General features: G+C 54.5%; 14 protein-coding genes. 8 read left to right on the top strand and 6 right to left on the bottom strand.

Features of this window, described 5'->3' with window-relative positions; all coding sequences use genetic code 11:
- Nucleotides 1-111: 111 nt before the first annotated feature.
- The 3 genes from Q5Y75_RS16195 to Q5Y75_RS16185 form a co-directional block, all read right to left on the bottom strand.
- Entirely contained in the window at nt 112-408 is a 297-nt protein-coding gene (locus Q5Y75_RS16195; RefSeq protein ID WP_306199327.1) for a hypothetical protein, read from the bottom strand.
- A gap of 152 nt (nt 409-560) precedes the next feature.
- The gene (locus Q5Y75_RS16190) at nt 561-1,589 is read right to left on the bottom strand and encodes a peptidoglycan-binding domain-containing protein (protein WP_306199325.1); all 1,029 of its coding nucleotides are present in this window, start codon (nt 1,587-1,589) and stop codon (nt 561-563) included.
- A 75-nt stretch (nt 1,590-1,664) separates the two neighbouring features.
- Complete coding sequence (locus Q5Y75_RS16185) at nt 1,665-2,627, bottom strand: homocysteine S-methyltransferase family protein (protein ID WP_306199323.1); 963 nt, start codon at nt 2,625-2,627, stop codon at nt 1,665-1,667.
- A gap of 138 nt (nt 2,628-2,765) precedes the next feature.
- Here Q5Y75_RS16185 and Q5Y75_RS16180 point away from each other — a divergent pair, with 138 nt between their 5' ends.
- From Q5Y75_RS16180 to Q5Y75_RS16150, 7 genes are all read left to right on the top strand, one after another.
- Nucleotides 2,766-4,385, top strand: coding sequence for a winged helix-turn-helix domain-containing protein (locus tag Q5Y75_RS16180; protein ID WP_306199321.1), 1,620 nt, complete (start codon nt 2,766-2,768; stop codon nt 4,383-4,385).
- Nucleotides 4,386-4,929: 544 nt separating this feature from the next.
- A complete protein-coding gene (locus Q5Y75_RS16175) occupies nt 4,930-5,697 on the top strand; it encodes a MerR family transcriptional regulator (RefSeq protein WP_306199319.1) in 768 nt (255 codons plus the stop codon).
- A gap of 84 nt (nt 5,698-5,781) precedes the next feature.
- A complete protein-coding gene (locus Q5Y75_RS16170; protein ID WP_306199318.1) occupies nt 5,782-7,005 on the top strand; it encodes a winged helix-turn-helix domain-containing protein in 1,224 nt (407 codons plus the stop codon).
- A gap of 79 nt (nt 7,006-7,084) precedes the next feature.
- Complete coding sequence (locus Q5Y75_RS16165) at nt 7,085-7,819, top strand: peroxiredoxin (protein WP_306199316.1); 735 nt, start codon at nt 7,085-7,087, stop codon at nt 7,817-7,819.
- 22 nt (nt 7,820-7,841) lie between these two features.
- Nucleotides 7,842-8,753: a sulfurtransferase gene (locus tag Q5Y75_RS16160; protein WP_306199313.1), complete on the top strand. Its 912-nt coding sequence runs from the start codon at nt 7,842-7,844 to the stop codon at nt 8,751-8,753.
- Nucleotides 8,754-8,818: 65 nt separating this feature from the next.
- A complete protein-coding gene (locus Q5Y75_RS16155) occupies nt 8,819-9,358 on the top strand; it encodes a GNAT family N-acetyltransferase (RefSeq protein WP_306199311.1) in 540 nt (179 codons plus the stop codon).
- A 7-nt stretch (nt 9,359-9,365) separates the two neighbouring features.
- Nucleotides 9,366-10,139, top strand: a complete 774-nt coding sequence (locus tag Q5Y75_RS16150) for a CPBP family glutamic-type intramembrane protease (protein WP_306199310.1) — start codon at nt 9,366-9,368, stop codon at nt 10,137-10,139.
- On the opposite strand, the gene Q5Y75_RS16145 is transcribed toward Q5Y75_RS16150, so the two are convergent.
- Both Q5Y75_RS16145 and Q5Y75_RS16140 read right to left on the bottom strand, forming a co-directional pair.
- The gene (locus Q5Y75_RS16145) at nt 10,136-10,816 is read right to left on the bottom strand and encodes a peptidoglycan-binding domain-containing protein (protein ID WP_306199308.1); all 681 of its coding nucleotides are present in this window, start codon (nt 10,814-10,816) and stop codon (nt 10,136-10,138) included. The two genes, Q5Y75_RS16150 and Q5Y75_RS16145, sit on opposite strands and share 4 nt — an antisense overlap.
- Before the next feature lie 243 nt (nt 10,817-11,059).
- Nucleotides 11,060-11,959: a calcium-binding protein gene (locus Q5Y75_RS16140; protein ID WP_306199306.1), complete on the bottom strand. Its 900-nt coding sequence runs from the start codon at nt 11,957-11,959 to the stop codon at nt 11,060-11,062.
- Between the two features lie 316 nt (nt 11,960-12,275).
- On the opposite strand from Q5Y75_RS16140, the gene Q5Y75_RS16135 reads away from it, so the two are divergent.
- The gene (locus Q5Y75_RS16135; RefSeq protein WP_306199304.1) at nt 12,276-12,752 is read left to right on the top strand and encodes a globin domain-containing protein; all 477 of its coding nucleotides are present in this window, start codon (nt 12,276-12,278) and stop codon (nt 12,750-12,752) included.
- On the opposite strand, the gene Q5Y75_RS16130 is transcribed toward Q5Y75_RS16135, so the two are convergent.
- The gene (locus Q5Y75_RS16130) at nt 12,714-13,628 is read right to left on the bottom strand and encodes a LysR family transcriptional regulator (RefSeq protein ID WP_306199302.1); all 915 of its coding nucleotides are present in this window, start codon (nt 13,626-13,628) and stop codon (nt 12,714-12,716) included. The two genes, Q5Y75_RS16135 and Q5Y75_RS16130, sit on opposite strands and share 39 nt — an antisense overlap.
- Between the last annotated feature and the right edge of the window lie 704 nt (nt 13,629-14,332).

The raw sequence follows: 14,332 nt of genomic DNA, 5'->3' as shown, positions 1-14,332 counted from the left end.
CATGCAACACTTTAGGCTGATAGACGATCCCAGCGGCAACGCAGCAACGACGCGATAGGTAAGCATGTGCTGCATCATCGGCACAGAGCCGACCTTAACTCCGGCTCCCGACTACTGAGGCGTCAGCCTGTCAAGTGCCAGGCCGTCGGCCCATGTACCATGCAACGAGCGATTGGCCATCACCACATAGACAACGGGGAATTCAGACCCCCAGTCGACAGTCACGACCTTGCCATCAATTGATCCGGCGCCGTTAATGACTTGGGTGCCGATCCTCCATTCGAAATTCACGAATGAGTCGTCCTGCGCGACAGTCGCAACGCCGTCATATATCTGGCCTTCGACATTGCGCCCCTGGACCGAATAGGTTCCGGCAATCGACCCATCAGCCGCAAGGATCTGTGGCATCAGTAATGCGCTTCCTGCAAGCGCAAGCGCCGATAAAAAACCTCTTCTCATCATCATCTTTCTCCTAATTCCGAAAATACATTGCGGCCGTAAGGCCCTACACCGTGTGATATGAGCCAGCCCCACACCCGGTTTGGGTGCAGGGCCGCAGTTTATGCGAAGACCGAAGCCTTGACCTGTTTGACAAGTTCCTTGTCGAGCGCGGCCTTTTGCTTCAGCCGGACCAGCCGGGCTTTCTCCAGAGCCCCGATGGTTTTGTCGATGAGCTTTAGGTCATGCAGAGCGCGGTGCAATTCGCTGGCGGATGAACTTTTTATCGCGTTGTTATACTTGATCTCAAGCACTTCCAGCTCCACCAAACGTTTCATAATTTGAGGAACCGAAGAGTTGCCGGGTGAATTGGCTTGGTCAATCAAAGCCAGATACTTGTCACGCACCGCATCCACGCCGGGGCTCGAATGACGGCGGCATAGCTCAAGGCTTTTATCCATGCTTTTCTGGTCAGCCTTACCCAGCGATTTGTACCGGGTGATCCGCTTCCTGGTCTTTTCAACCGGGCGCGGCTCCGGCGCGTTTGAGGCCGCCTGCTTGATCTCGACGGCAAGCGCCTCGACCGTTTCCTCTGCACTGAGCAATATGATGGCTGCATTGACCGAGGTCTCGGCAAGTTTCTTTGCTTTTTTCACAATTCCGGCACAGGCCGACGGATTGTCGCGCTTGGCCTTCTCGAATGCGCGTTCCAGGACGACAACAGCTCTGGCGGGCTTGTCCTGCGCCAAAAAGGTGCGGTTGAGCTCTTTCAGAGCTGCCTGCATCTTCTTTTGTAGCGCTGCCATTTCAGCGGTTTTCGTCTTTCCTGCAAGCTTCAACGCAGCGGTGACGATCCGGCGATGTGTTGCGTAAACCTTGTGGTTGCTGCGGATCGATTTGTCCATTTCTGGCCAGGGCCAGTCAACTTCCTGGCTTTTGTTTTTATGCAGCCCGAGCGCACCGAGCGTTTTTTCGCCCGCGATGCCATCCTGCTTGAGCCGCTTGGCCTTTTGAAACGCCTTGACGGCGGCCTCGGTTTTGACGCCGAAGATACCATCAATCTTCAGCTTCGCCTTGGGCGGGGTCTTGTTCAGCGTAGTCTGCAGGGTTTTGACGTCGGACCCCTTGGATCCCTTCTTCAATTTCTTCATCTTACCAATCCTTAAATCGTACAAACTTTGCGTGTCTGAGCATCGGCCACACGGGCCGAAACAAGCACGCGGATTTTAGGCCGCAGTGACATCGGCGTGCAGGCAGGCCTTACTGATCGCGTCGATGTGGCGGTGGTCGGTGCCACAGCAGCCGCCCATGACCGTCAGACTTGGGAAAATCCCAGCCAATTGGCGATAGTGGCCACCCAATTCCTGCGGGTTTCCCTCGTCCAACTCTTCTGCCGCATCCAGCTCTTCGTGACTCATCCGAGACGCGTTGGCCCGTACGCCCATGACACGCGACAGCCACGCAGGATTGCCCGTCAGTACATCTGCAAAGTGATCGGGATGCGCGCAGTTGATCATATAATAGGCTGGGGCAAGAACGGCTTCCGCGTCGACTTGCTCAATCGCCTCGCCCAGTCTCTGCCCTGATGGCAACCGCCCGTCAGTCTCAACTGTAAACGAGATGACAACCGGCATTCGCACCTCGGCACAGGCATTGGTGATACCGATTGCCTCCTCCACATAGGTCATAGTGATCGCCGAAATCATGTCGACATCAAGCGCTGCGAACCAGTCAACCTGTTGCCCGTGGTAGATCTGCGCCACGTTCCGGTTCATGAATGCCTGCGGGTTGTAGCCATCATCCTGGGGCCCGATCACCCCATTGACCACAAACGGAGACGCTGGTGTTTCCAGTTCCGTACGCAGGTCGTGCAGCAGTTCCACGGCTTCACAATGCAACCTAGCAAGGGTATCGATCGAAATCTCGATATCTTTGGCCCACCGTGCGCTGGCACGCCAGGTCGGCGTATCAAGAAGAAGCCCCCGGCCATCACGCAAGGCGATTTTGGCAAACCGGCGCATGTAGCGATCCAATGCCTGGCGTCCTGCCTCTTCTTGCAGCAGCGTAAACGCCGCGAACATGGGCAGATCATAGCCTTCGTTGAAAATGAGATGGGTTTCCAGCCCCCCATCGCTCAAACATTGTTTGCCATGAAGTTGGGGCAAACGGTCACGGTATTTTGCACTCATATCAGTTTCCTTTTCACTTGAGCCCAGCACATCAGTATTGAGCCGAGCAATGAAACACCTAGACATGCGTGCGGTCCGTCGCTTGAAGGGCACCTATAGAATTTCCATAGATTTCCTAGAATTTGTTATAAGGACATAATGAAATACAGATTTGGCCGGTTCCTGCTTGACCCAGAGACGTTTGAGCTATGCGAAGACGGAAAGTTGATTGCGCTCGAACCGCAGGTCTTTGCGATCATCAAGCTGCTGATCGCAAATCGTCATCGGATGGTTTCAAAATCCGAGATGATGGATGTCGTCTGGGGCGGTCGCATTGTCTCAGAGGGAGCTGTCAGCAGTCGGATTCGATCCGCTCGGCTTGCGCTTGGTGACACTGGCAAGTTGCAAAGCGTGATACGGACGGTCCATGGTCAGGGATTGCGCTTTATTGCGGATGTTGAGGAGCTTGATGACCCGGGCAAGGATCATTTGGTCCCCGACGCCGCAAAAAATACGGCCCGGACAAGGTTTGACCTTCCAGATGCCAGAGACAAACCGTCCATCGCCGTCCTTCCCTTCGAGAGCTTTGCGCAAACCAGTAACGAGGTGGTTTTTGCTAAGGGCCTCACCGAAGAAACAATCTCCAACCTCGCCCGTTTCCGCGATCTGTTTGTCTTCTCGCGCTTGACGACGACCAAGCTCATCAATGACGGGGCGGGCGTCACCGATTTGAGCCAGCGGCTTGGCGCGGATTTTGTGATGGAGGGCAGCGTCCGGCTGACAGCGGCAACCACACGTGTAAAGGTTCAACTGCTTGACGCGGTGACCGGTCTGAGCGTCCTTGCAGAGCAATTCGAACGCGAGGCCAGCCCGGATAGCCTTTATGAGATACAGGACCAGATCGCGCTGCTAGTTGCCGGGCGGGTCGCCGACCGATACGGTCCGATCGGCAAATTCATAACCCGCCATGATCGCGGTGCTCAGTTCACCAAATGGGACACCTACCTACAGATAGCGCGCTTCTACGACTACTACGAGACAAGAGATCGGAAACTCCACGCCGACGTTAAAGCGGGCCTTGAAGCAGCGACCGCTGAAGACCGCGGGTCTTCTGATGCCTGGGCCGCCTTGGCGCTTCTATATGTGGATGAATACCGCCTGCCCTTTCATGACCCGCCGAAACCGGATCTGCTTGATCGCGCGTTGACATACGCCGAAAAAAGCGTGTCGTTTGATCGTGAAAACAGCTTTGCTTACCTTGCCCGCGCGCTGACGCGGTTCCATCGGAAAGAGCTAGATGATTTCCACGTTGCCGCTGAGAAATGTGTGTCGCTCAATCCGGGTCATGCGCATAATCTGGCGGAAATCGCGTTCTGTTACTGCCTGATCAGCGACTTTGATCGAGCGGTTCCATTGGCCGATCGCGCCGTCGAACTCAGCCCAGTCCATCCCGGTTGGTTCCGCCTGACACGCGCCTGTGACTACTTCGTCAGCGGAGACCCGAGAGCTGCCATCGCCGAGCAGAAGAAGACACCGATGGAAGGGTATTTCTGGTATCATGCCTATATGGTTGCCTATAGCGCACTCGCCGGAGACATGGAGTTGACCCGCGCCGAGGTCGCGACCATCAAAGCTCTGTATCCGGATTTCGCGACAAGGATTTTCACCGAGGCCGAAGTCTGGTGTGTCGCCGGGAAAATGCCCCTGTTGATGCTGGAAGGATGGCGAAAGGCCGGGTTGGAGGTGTTTTTTCCCGAAAAGTATTCCCATCTGTCGTGATTGAAGACGCATTGTCCGGCTGAATCAATCAGTCGCAGATACTCTGATTTCGCTTAAAGATAACCAACGATTGGTTGTCGGAAAGCCAACTTAGGATCCTCGACTAGTGCTGGCACTCGCGGCCCAAACCGGACCCTGAGCATCGCCTCCGGATGCTGCGGTCGCAACCCGCAATGCTGACATTCGCTGCCAGAGCGAGATGAAAGGCCAGATGAACTCACAATCTGCAAGACAGAACTATTGTTTGGAGAACTGACCTATTTTCCGACCTGCGCTCCTAATTGCCAACAGAAGGAGATCGGGCGAGGAAGAGTTGTCATTCGCCATATCCGCAGTGCGCCAGCGAGAGCCTGGCGGCAGTGGCCATTCAAGAGCGTGGTTTTCGACTAGTGAAGCTGGAGCACGGCGTTGCAAACAGAGCGACGACGGACGGAAGCAAGGCAATTGATGATCAGGTCAATAACTCTGTTCCATGCCATAGCTCTCCAATGGCGCAAAAAAATGTCTTGAACCTCACGTGGCGTGAGGTCGTATCGATTAAACCATGTCACGAATCAAACTCTTCACAGTTGGGCAGCTCGCTGAACGAAGCGGTGTCACGGTGCGCACCTTGCATCACTACGACGAGATCGGATTGCTCAAGCCGAAACTACGCGGTGCGTCGGGTCGCAGGCAGTATGACAGGGACAGCGTGCTCAGGCTTCAGCAGATCCTGACATATCGCACGCTTGGCCTTGCATTGGACGAGATCGCAAGACTTATAGACGACCCGTCGTTTGACCGCAGGGCGGCTCTTCTCGCGCAAAGACAGGCTGTCACCGATCAGATCGCCCAAAACGAGGCATTGATCCGCGGCATTGATGAAGCGCTGGCTCTGATCGACCGCAAAACGCGAAAGAATTTGGATATGACAACGCTCTTCGGCGGGTTCGACCCGTCTCAGTTCGAAGATGAAGCCAAGACACGCTGGGGCGAAACTGAGGCCTGGACAACATCGGCAAAGCGCAGCGCCAACTACACCGAGGCGAATTGGGCGCAATATCACAAGGAGCACAACGCGCTTTGCAAAGGCTTTGCTGAACTTGCCCGAGCAAACGCCTCAACAAAGGGTGTCGAAGCGTCGAAGCTTGCGAGGGCGTATGCCGACCTGATCGATCGCTGGTTCTATCCGTGCGATGCAAGCCACTTGGGAGCGCTGGCGGATATGTATGACGGCGATGCACGGTTTCGCGACACATTTGATAAACACGGGGAGGGCACCGCAAACTTTGTGATCTGCGCGTTTCGGTCCCTATCCGGTCAGATCCAATAGCGCTTCAAATCACTTCTATGTGTTTGTATGCGCAGAACGGTTTTCCAACCTGCAATCCGCGGCTAGCATGTAGGCTTTTCGTTAGTGACGTTATCATTCGGTGTTTTCATGAAACTTTCTATCGATGGCTGGCTGATTGATCTGGCCGCCAGGACCGCACTTAGAGACAACCATTCAGAGCAGCTTTCGCCGCGTGCGATAAGGCTATTGCAGGTTCTTGTCGACGCTGACGGGAAGGTTGTAGAGCGCAGCAAGCTGCTGGACCGGGTTTGGCCGCATGTAATCGTCAGTGATGAAAGCCTGACACAGGTTGTCTCGGAACTGCGTCGCGTGCTGAAGAACCGCAATCTGATCGCAACCGTTGCGCGCGGCGGTTACCGCCTAAACGTGCCGTTTGAACAAACCTCAGACCACAAAGGAATGTCTCACCAGCGTCGGGATGGCCCCATCTTATCGTTGGATGCATACACTCTAAGTCTCGAAGCGCAAGAATGCTTTGCACGCGGTGGAGAGGGCGACTTTAGATCATACTTCGATCTTTCGGCCCAGGCAGCAGCAATGGCCCCCGGAAATGCAGAAATACGCGCTCTCCATGCAGAAGCGCTATTGAAACGACATATCTACTGGTCTGAAGGGGCCATGCTTTTGGATCGGACGCTTGAGGAAGCTGGTGCTGCGATCCGGCTCGACCCCACGAGTGCCAGAGGTTATCTGGCAGACGCTTCCGCCCGAATTGCCATTGGGTGGGTCGAGCCGGGTTTAAGCTCGTTAGAAACCGCATTGGCATTTGGGCGCGAAGACGCAGACGTTCATCTGGACGCGGCAAAACTTGCTTACACGATGGGAAACAGTCGGGCCGCCGCTGCACTAGCCATTCGTGCTGCGACGCTTGCTCCAGACCAGTTTGAACCCGATTTTCTCGCCGCGCGTATTTTTGTCCGAACCGACGCTTACCGATCGCGCCTGCATGCCGAGCGTGCCTTGCGGAAGGTTCAGTCGGAGTTGTCCCTTAATCCCCATTCCATGAGAGCGCTCTACACGCTCGGCCCTCTTCTCGCGATACTCGGTGACCATCGTGCCGCGCTATCCGGCATCGAGAGCGTGACGCATCATGACTCTCCGCTAGAGTACAACCGCGCTCTTGCCTTCGCGGAGATTGGGGATGTGTCTTCGGCGATAGAACGTCTTCGCTTTCTTGGTCTTCGCGGCTGGCGGCATGCTTGCATCCTTGGTCAAGAGACTAGTTTTCGCCGCGTGACCGCGGCCCCGGCATTCAGGGATCTCGACAAAGAGCTTATGGCTGTCTGAGCTACTTTCGACCAAGCGTTATCATTTCAATAGCGCAATCGAGCCTTCAGGTTTCTTTCAGCTTTCTTTCAGGAGTTGAATGGCTCGCCGGGTTAAGCCCCAGGCGACGCGGGCCGTACGGGCCGTATCGTCCAATGCCAATGAAGGAGCTATTATGCCGCTTTCAATTAACTCTGAAGCACCAAACTTTCTGGCCAACTCGACGGAAGGGATGATCCATTTCCACAATTGGGTCGGAGACAACTGGTGCGTTTTGTTCTCCCACCCGAAGGATTTCACGCCGGTCTGCACGACCGAACTTGGCGTGATGGCCCGCATGAGGCCCGAATTCGACCGCCGCGGCGTCAAGCTGATCGGCCTGTCGATTGATCCTGTCGAAGATCACAACAGGTGGTCCGATGATATTCGTACCGCGACCGGACACGCACCAAACTATCCGCTGATCGGAGATTCTGATCTGAAAATAGCGAAACTCTATGACATGTTACCAGCGGACGCAGGTGACGCGGCATCGAGGCGCACCGCGATGGATAATGCAACGGCACGCACGCTGTTCGTGATTGGGCCGGATAAGAAGATCAAATTGACGATCTCTTACCCGATGACCACAGGCCGGGATTTCAACGAAGTGTTGCGCGCCATCGACAGCCTTCAACTGACTGCGCGCCACCAACTTGCGACGCCGGCGAACTGGGCCAAAGGCGAAGACGTGGTGATCGTACCATCGGTTTCGGATGACGAGGCTGCCAAACGCTTTCCCAAGGGATGGAATGCTCCAGTCCCCTATCTGCGTCTCGTTGAGATGCCAGACTGAATAGATATCCAAGGAGATTAGGATGAATACCAATCTTACCCGCCGTTCGTTCGGTGTCTTGTCGGCCGGTCTGGCTGTATTTGCTCTGCCGCAGCTTGGATTTGCGCAGGCGACGCAGTATGCCAACCCCGACCTGCTCATTGAGGCTGCGGACTTGATCGCAGCAATCTCGCCGGTCGCCCACAGTACTTCTTCGCCTGGCGGTATCAGTCTGGTCGTGGTCGACGTTCGCGCCCGTGACGCCTATGAGGCTGGTCACATCTCCGGAGCCGTTCATCTGGATCCAAACGCTGTCGTCGCGCCCCACAGTCCGATCGACGGATCCCTTCGATCAATCCAAGAGATCGAAGCCATCATTGGCAACCTTGGCATAGATGCGGACAGCATCGTTGTCTTCTACGATGATCGTGGTGGGTTTCACGCAGCTCGTATGTTTTGGCTGCTTGAATATCTCGGACATCGGAATGTCTCCATTCTGAATGGTGGGTGGACGGCGTGGCAGGCCGCTGGCGGGATAAATTTGACGAAAGCCACGAAACCGCAAACCGCCATTTTCCAGGCCGCACCGAGCCCCCGGCGCCATGCAACGGCCGAAGATATTTTGGAGCATCGCGGTGCATCGGATGCGATACTTATCGATGTCCGTCCGACACACATGTTTGATGAGGGTCATATCCCTTGGGCTCTGAATGTGCCTTGGGCGCATAACCTCGACGAGGACGGAAAGTTCCTGCCCGCCGATGCGCTGACGGCGCATTTCGAACGCCACAATATTGCGCCTGAGAGCAATGTGATCATGCATTGCCAGAATGGCCTCGCTTCGGCCCACAGCTACGTTGCGCTGCGTCTTTTGGGGGTCCCACGAGTACGGGTGTACCATCGATCCTGGGCGGAGTGGGGCAGCGATCCCTCCTTGCCGAAAGCCACATCCTGATAAAGTGCGCGCCCATTCCATAGGGCGCGTACCACGGACAAACTCACGGCGGAGGAGTATGCGCGATGAAGACAGTATTGCCATTTGGATCAAACTGCCTACGTCCGGTGACAAAGACGGATGCTGGGAAGTTACTGGCCCTCCTGACGACGCCCGAGGTGCGGCGGTTTCTCTGTGATGACAAGATTCTGACGACACCCGAAATCGCGGCATTCCTTGCAGACAGCAACCGTCGCGACGCAGAAGGTCTGGGACTGTGGGTGATTGAAACAGACGCGAAGGATATCACGGGCATTGCCAGCCTGATGCCAGTGACCGGCGCTCTTGAAGATATTCCAGAGATGGCGGGTGGCATTGAGCCAACCATTGCGCTTGGTCCCCGATTTTGGCGGCAAGGGTTGGCCCTCCGCGCCTTGGCCGCCGTGATCGACCATGCTCGCGATACCCTTTGCCTTTCCAAGCTGGTTGCATCCGTTGATGTGCCAAATAAAGCGTCGCACCGTTTGCTTCGATCTTGTGGCTTCCAAAAGATCGGCAGGTCCCAGGGCGTCGCCCATGAGTTAATACTCTACGTGCTCCCGTTGAAGCAGCTGGCGGCAGATTAAGCCCGCGATGACACCCGCAAGCCCCTTTGTGTTCTTCGCCCTAACCGGCGTCGTGAGCCTTCCTTTTTGGGCACTTGGCACACTGACCGATATGCGGCTGTTACCTGCGCTTCCGCTAAGCGCGCTTATGGTGGTTGCTCCAGCCACGGCAGCCTCCATTCTGGTTCTGCGTATCGGCGGAGTTCAGGCGCTCAGACGATTCTGGAGAAGGTCCGTTGACGCCGCGGCGATGCGGCTTTGGGCATGGGTTGTCGTAGTTGTTACAATGCCATTGGTGATGGTCCTATCTGGCGCCTGGCTTCTCGCAACAGGGCATGACCTGCCAGCCCCTCAGTTGGATCCGGGCCAACTACTAGGCTTGTTTGCACTGTTTCTGTTTGCGGCGACGGTCGAGGAACTCGGTTGGACGGGCTACGCCGCGCGCGCGCTTTATGTCTCGCATGGCTTGCTTACTGCTGGTGCGATTCTTGGTGTCGCAACCGTCTTGTGGCACGTCATTCCCCTGTTACAGGCAGGGCGCAAGTGGGAATGGATCGCATGGTGGTCCGGCGGCACGATCTCCCGCAGAATCATCATCCTTTGGCTTTTCGTCCACGGCGGCCAGAGTGTGTTTGCAACCTCGCTGTTCCACGCCATGAGCAATCTGAGCTGGATGGCGTTCCCTGTCATGGGATCCCATTTCGATCCGCAGAGCGTCGCTGTTATTATGGTCTTGATCGCGACACTGATCTTGGCTTGTCGCCGGTTCAGGTGGAGAAAAAGTTTGCGACGGAACCCCTAAAAGAACTTCTTGTTCCTCTTTGTATGCGCCTTTAGTTCGGACATCATCTTCTGAACAGTCGCAACACCTTTGTTGAGGTCCGCCATCATCTTGTCCAGAGTGGTATAGACGCTCATGATGTTTGCGTCCATTTTGTCAAAGATCGCCAGCATATCTTTCAACAGGGTATCGCATTCCGACGAAATTTTCCGGGCCTGCACGGGATCGGACAAGAGAATTGCATCGAATTTCTTCTGCTTGCCGACAAGATCGGTGGTTTTTTTGAACACCTTTTCCCATAGCGGTCCATTCGCAGCCGTCATCTTTTCAACACCCGGCAATCTCTTATCAAGGATATCGGTGAGGTTCACCGACGCCCCCTTTAAGGCGGTCATATGACCCTGTAGCAGCAGATTGTGCTTTCGAAAGTCCTTTAGATTCTGCGTCGCGGGACCTGCTGGTTTAACGTTCATCGTGGGCAATGGCCCACCAATTTTCAGCGCAGCGGATGTATGTTTGTCGACAACACCGTTTGTAGATCTTAGTTTTGATTTCTTCTGAAAAGCCACAAGTGCCTTGTGTGTCTTAGGGCCGAAGTCGCTGTCGGGAACAAGGGGCGGTTTTGCGCCCAACGTGTTGAGACGTTTCTGAAGGGTTTCGACTTCTTTACCCTTCGCACCTTTTTTTAATGCTGCCATTTGAATTGATTCCTTGCAATGTTACTTGCACAATCGACCAGTTTTTCAGGGGCACTTGCGAAGTCTTGAAGCGTTGCCAAGCAAACCTCGAAATGTCGGTTAAGTGCAGTCTGACAAGCTGGTTTTGCTGTTTTGGTGCCGCACCGACTCGCATGGTTCGGGAACCATTAGGGCCAGCACAAATACCAAGATGAAAACGTCAAGGGCGTGCAATAGTACAGGCCTCGACGCAGTGTGTCGTGGTTACAGCAAAAGTGAGCTATCGAATTCGATCTGAAGTTGCTGCATCGTCAGGTCTTCGACAAATGCGATTTGAGTCAATCCTATATCGGCGACGTCAGCCCACAGCTCGGTACCTCCATTCCCTTCTAGGGCGATCACATTCTGATGCAGGGTTTCTCCGGGGGCGACATTAAGAAATGCCTCATTGAATATGAAACTGTCGAGGCCAATTTCGAAGTCTTTGATGGTTGCAAGGCCAAGCAACCCGCTAATGTTTCCTAAGAAGGCAAATTGGTCTGCGCCATCCCCACCGGCGAGTTCGTCGTTCCCGATACCCGCACGCAAGAGGTCGTCACCGCTGCCACCATAAACTACGTCGTCACCTGCCATACCATACATCCGGTCATTCCCTTCCCCGCCAAAGATCGTATCATTTCCAGTTCCAGCGAGGATTTCGTCGTTACCGCCCATACCGCTAAGTATGTCGTCCCCTTGATACCCTCTGACAAGTTCGGAAGCGTCCGTACCCACCAAAAGATCGTTCCCGATAGTTCCAACGATTTCCTGATTTTGATCTGGAAGGACTTCGTCATCGTTTTTTTCAAACACGAACTGATCCGCGTTGTCGCTGTTGCGATGGTCTACCAAGTTACCACCATCAATATCCCAGATAATCATATCGGGCAGATCGTCACTATCGTCGGTTGGCGCACTGTCATCATCATCATCGCGCACCATGATGTCAGGCAAGCCGCCAGTCGTGGCACTGGCTTCAGCAACGCTTCCTCCATCAATATTCCAGATCAGGATGTCGGAAATATCGACATCATTATCATCGCCTTTTCTCGTTTGGCCTGCGTAAAGCATCTCTATCGCATTTGAGGTTTCGCCAAGTCTCTGCGTAAATCTTCGTAGGGCCATCGTTAATCTCCAATCGTTACATCCCGCCCGCAGCGCCACCCGAGATAAGCGGCGTCGAACTTCATTGTGTGATTGAGATAGCTGCGTCCTTCCTGGCAAAGAACCCGAACCTGTGCAGTCATAACCTGCGTAGATGCCTGACCGCGCCTTACGCTATTATTCTCGGTGGATTTCATCGATTCCTAGGTGCGGGAAGGCGCATAAATGCTAGGCCATGCGCTGTATGCTCAAGGCATTTTCGCCTGACTGATGCTGCAGTTCTACGAATTCCCTGGCCCGGAAAACTGGTGCAAAACAGGGCTCAAAGGGGAATTCAATGCAGCTTTCCAGCGACGACATCGACGCCATTCGGACATCATTCATTCAAATGTCTGCAGACCTCGACCGGGCAGGCGCGGTTTTCTATGAGAGATTGTTCGAGATCGCGCCTGAGACCAAGGATATGTTCCTGGAGGATATGTCCGTGCAGGCGACCAAGCTCATGAGTACGTTGGGGTTGGTGATATCTCAGCTTCAGAATACGCAAGAGCTTACGCCGGTGGTAAGCGATCTCGCCTTGAGGCATCTGGCCTATGGCGTCAAACGGGAGCATTATGAGCTTGTTCGGCAAGCGCTTATAGAAATGCTCGAAACCTTGTTGGATGGCTCTGATGAAGGCAGAGCTCTTCGGGCCTGGGCCCAGGCCTATGACGGCTTGGCTACGGTCATGATCGAAGCGGCATATCCGAAGTCAGATGCTAATGCTCGACTTGATCTAAACACGGGTGCCGTGGCTCAGTTTCCGCGGTCGTGACTGATGCTGGCTGACACTTGGTTCAGCCGAAAAGATGGCAGCCGCCTCCTCACGTAAGCGTCTTATTATCGTTTGAACGCGGTGCGATTGAACAGTGTCAGGATGCGCGTGAAGATGTAGTCGACGCGACACCTCGGCCTCCGACCCACCGACCCTTTCCAAATCACGGTTTTGCCGTGCCAGACACACGGGAAGCAACCCCTTGCCCAGACCGCGGTTGATGCAGGCTTCAATTAACTTCGGATCATCTGCAAGAACACGCATTGGTTCGTCGCGCTTCCTCAATTTATCGGTCAGCGTCAGCGTCGCCCTGCGCGACGCATGAGTATTGCGTACCGCAACCCAACCCGTTTCATTACAGTTGCTTGCCTTCTTGGCAAAGAGTGCGAAGGGTACATCGACAAGCTTAATGGCAAATTCGCCCAGCTGTGGAGGGTTCTCAAACCAGAGGGAAACGGTTGCCGCCGTTCTGGACGCAATACCTTCGGGTTGGGAGATCAGTCGTATGGTTAGTTTGGGGTGCGCCGACATGAGCGAGGGAAGAAAATGTGCCGCAAGATGCTGCAAAATCCAATGCTCGCCCAGAATACAAATTTCCCCGATCGGCTCATCGTCCTGTTCAGATGCAGCGTGAACGATTCGATCCGCCCTTCGCTCGATCTCCAGAGCGTCCGCAATGATCTTCTCGCCGGTCTCGGTCGGTATCAAACCTGATTTTGATCTCAGGAAGAGGGTCGCTCCTAGCGCGCGCTCCAACGACGAAAGTCTGCGCCCGACCGTTGTCTGGTCAATTTCAAGAAACTGCGACGCGCGTGTTAACGAACCAGAACGGACTAATGCAAGCAGGATGCGAATGTCATCCCAATTCAAATTCATCCTTTCGCCTCCCACAACAGAGTATCGCGCCATTGATCCACCTGCCACGGCGGACCTTCCCTTAAACAGTCGGGGGTACACATTTCGCAACGAGACGGCGGCACATCCAACAAGATATGCGACCAAGACATCAGTCAGGTTTATGAGAGCAGGAAACCCTTGGAAGGGAGGGCTTTTCTTGATTAGAAGCACACGCAAGACGGATAGCTTCAGCGCCATTGCTTGCCGCCATGGCAATGTCTATCTCAGTGAAATTGGATCGCCGCTGTTTCGAACAGATCCCGGAATCGCCTGGTCCGATGTGCATTTTAGGCCCTGGCGTTGAGCCTTCGGAAGAGTGTCGCATGGGGATGACCTAATTCACAAAGCCTGCGCTCATCGCTGAACTCAGATCGTTTCAAAAAACTTATCTGCCGGTTCTACTCGACCAAACTCGGCGGCATAAGAAAGGGTCATCAAGAGCCTGCAAATCAGAAACGGAACATGACATCGTGGACAACTACCGCCCTTACATGGTGGCTGTCAGATTTTGGCGATCCATTATACCATCCTATATCGTTCTTCATATGCTCAGACAGGCAGCAACTGTCCGCATAGACATCGCGGGCCTGCTGTTTTGGCGCCTGTCGGACCCGCAGTTTTGCGAAAATTGATCGTATTAACTTGTACATAGGAACTCCATGGCTTGAAGTCATGCGCAAACT

Source organism: Ruegeria discodermiae (assembly GCF_030758345.1).
In the GTDB taxonomy this organism is placed as follows: domain Bacteria; phylum Pseudomonadota; class Alphaproteobacteria; order Rhodobacterales; family Rhodobacteraceae; genus Ruegeria_C.
Note: the sequence above shows the minus strand (reverse complement) of the source record. Positions and strands in the feature narration are given on the sequence as shown.

Bases quoted from the DNA above. Each gene is read 5' to 3' on its own strand.
- Q5Y75_RS16195 (WP_306199327.1), bottom strand. From the start codon at position 408: ATGCCACAGATCCTTGCGGCTGATGGGTCGATTGCCGGAACCTATTCG.
- Q5Y75_RS16190 (WP_306199325.1), bottom strand. From the start codon at position 1,589: ATGAAGAAATTGAAGAAGGGATCCAAGGGGTCCGACGTCAAAACCCTG.
- Q5Y75_RS16185 (WP_306199323.1), bottom strand. From the start codon at position 2,627: ATGAGTGCAAAATACCGTGACCGTTTGCCCCAACTTCATGGCAAACAA.
- Q5Y75_RS16180 (WP_306199321.1), top strand. From the start codon at position 2,766: ATGAAATACAGATTTGGCCGGTTCCTGCTTGACCCAGAGACGTTTGAG.
- Q5Y75_RS16175 (WP_306199319.1), top strand. From the start codon at position 4,930: ATGTCACGAATCAAACTCTTCACAGTTGGGCAGCTCGCTGAACGAAGC.
- Q5Y75_RS16165 (WP_306199316.1), top strand. From the start codon at position 7,085: ATGGCTCGCCGGGTTAAGCCCCAGGCGACGCGGGCCGTACGGGCCGTA.
- Q5Y75_RS16160 (WP_306199313.1), top strand. From the start codon at position 7,842: ATGAATACCAATCTTACCCGCCGTTCGTTCGGTGTCTTGTCGGCCGGT.
- Q5Y75_RS16155 (WP_306199311.1), top strand. From the start codon at position 8,819: ATGAAGACAGTATTGCCATTTGGATCAAACTGCCTACGTCCGGTGACA.
- Q5Y75_RS16150 (WP_306199310.1), top strand. From the start codon at position 9,366: ATGACACCCGCAAGCCCCTTTGTGTTCTTCGCCCTAACCGGCGTCGTG.
- Q5Y75_RS16145 (WP_306199308.1), bottom strand. From the start codon at position 10,816: ATGGCAGCATTAAAAAAAGGTGCGAAGGGTAAAGAAGTCGAAACCCTT.
- Q5Y75_RS16140 (WP_306199306.1), bottom strand. From the start codon at position 11,959: ATGGCCCTACGAAGATTTACGCAGAGACTTGGCGAAACCTCAAATGCG.
- Q5Y75_RS16135 (WP_306199304.1), top strand. From the start codon at position 12,276: ATGCAGCTTTCCAGCGACGACATCGACGCCATTCGGACATCATTCATT.
- Q5Y75_RS16130 (WP_306199302.1), bottom strand. From the start codon at position 13,628: ATGAATTTGAATTGGGATGACATTCGCATCCTGCTTGCATTAGTCCGT.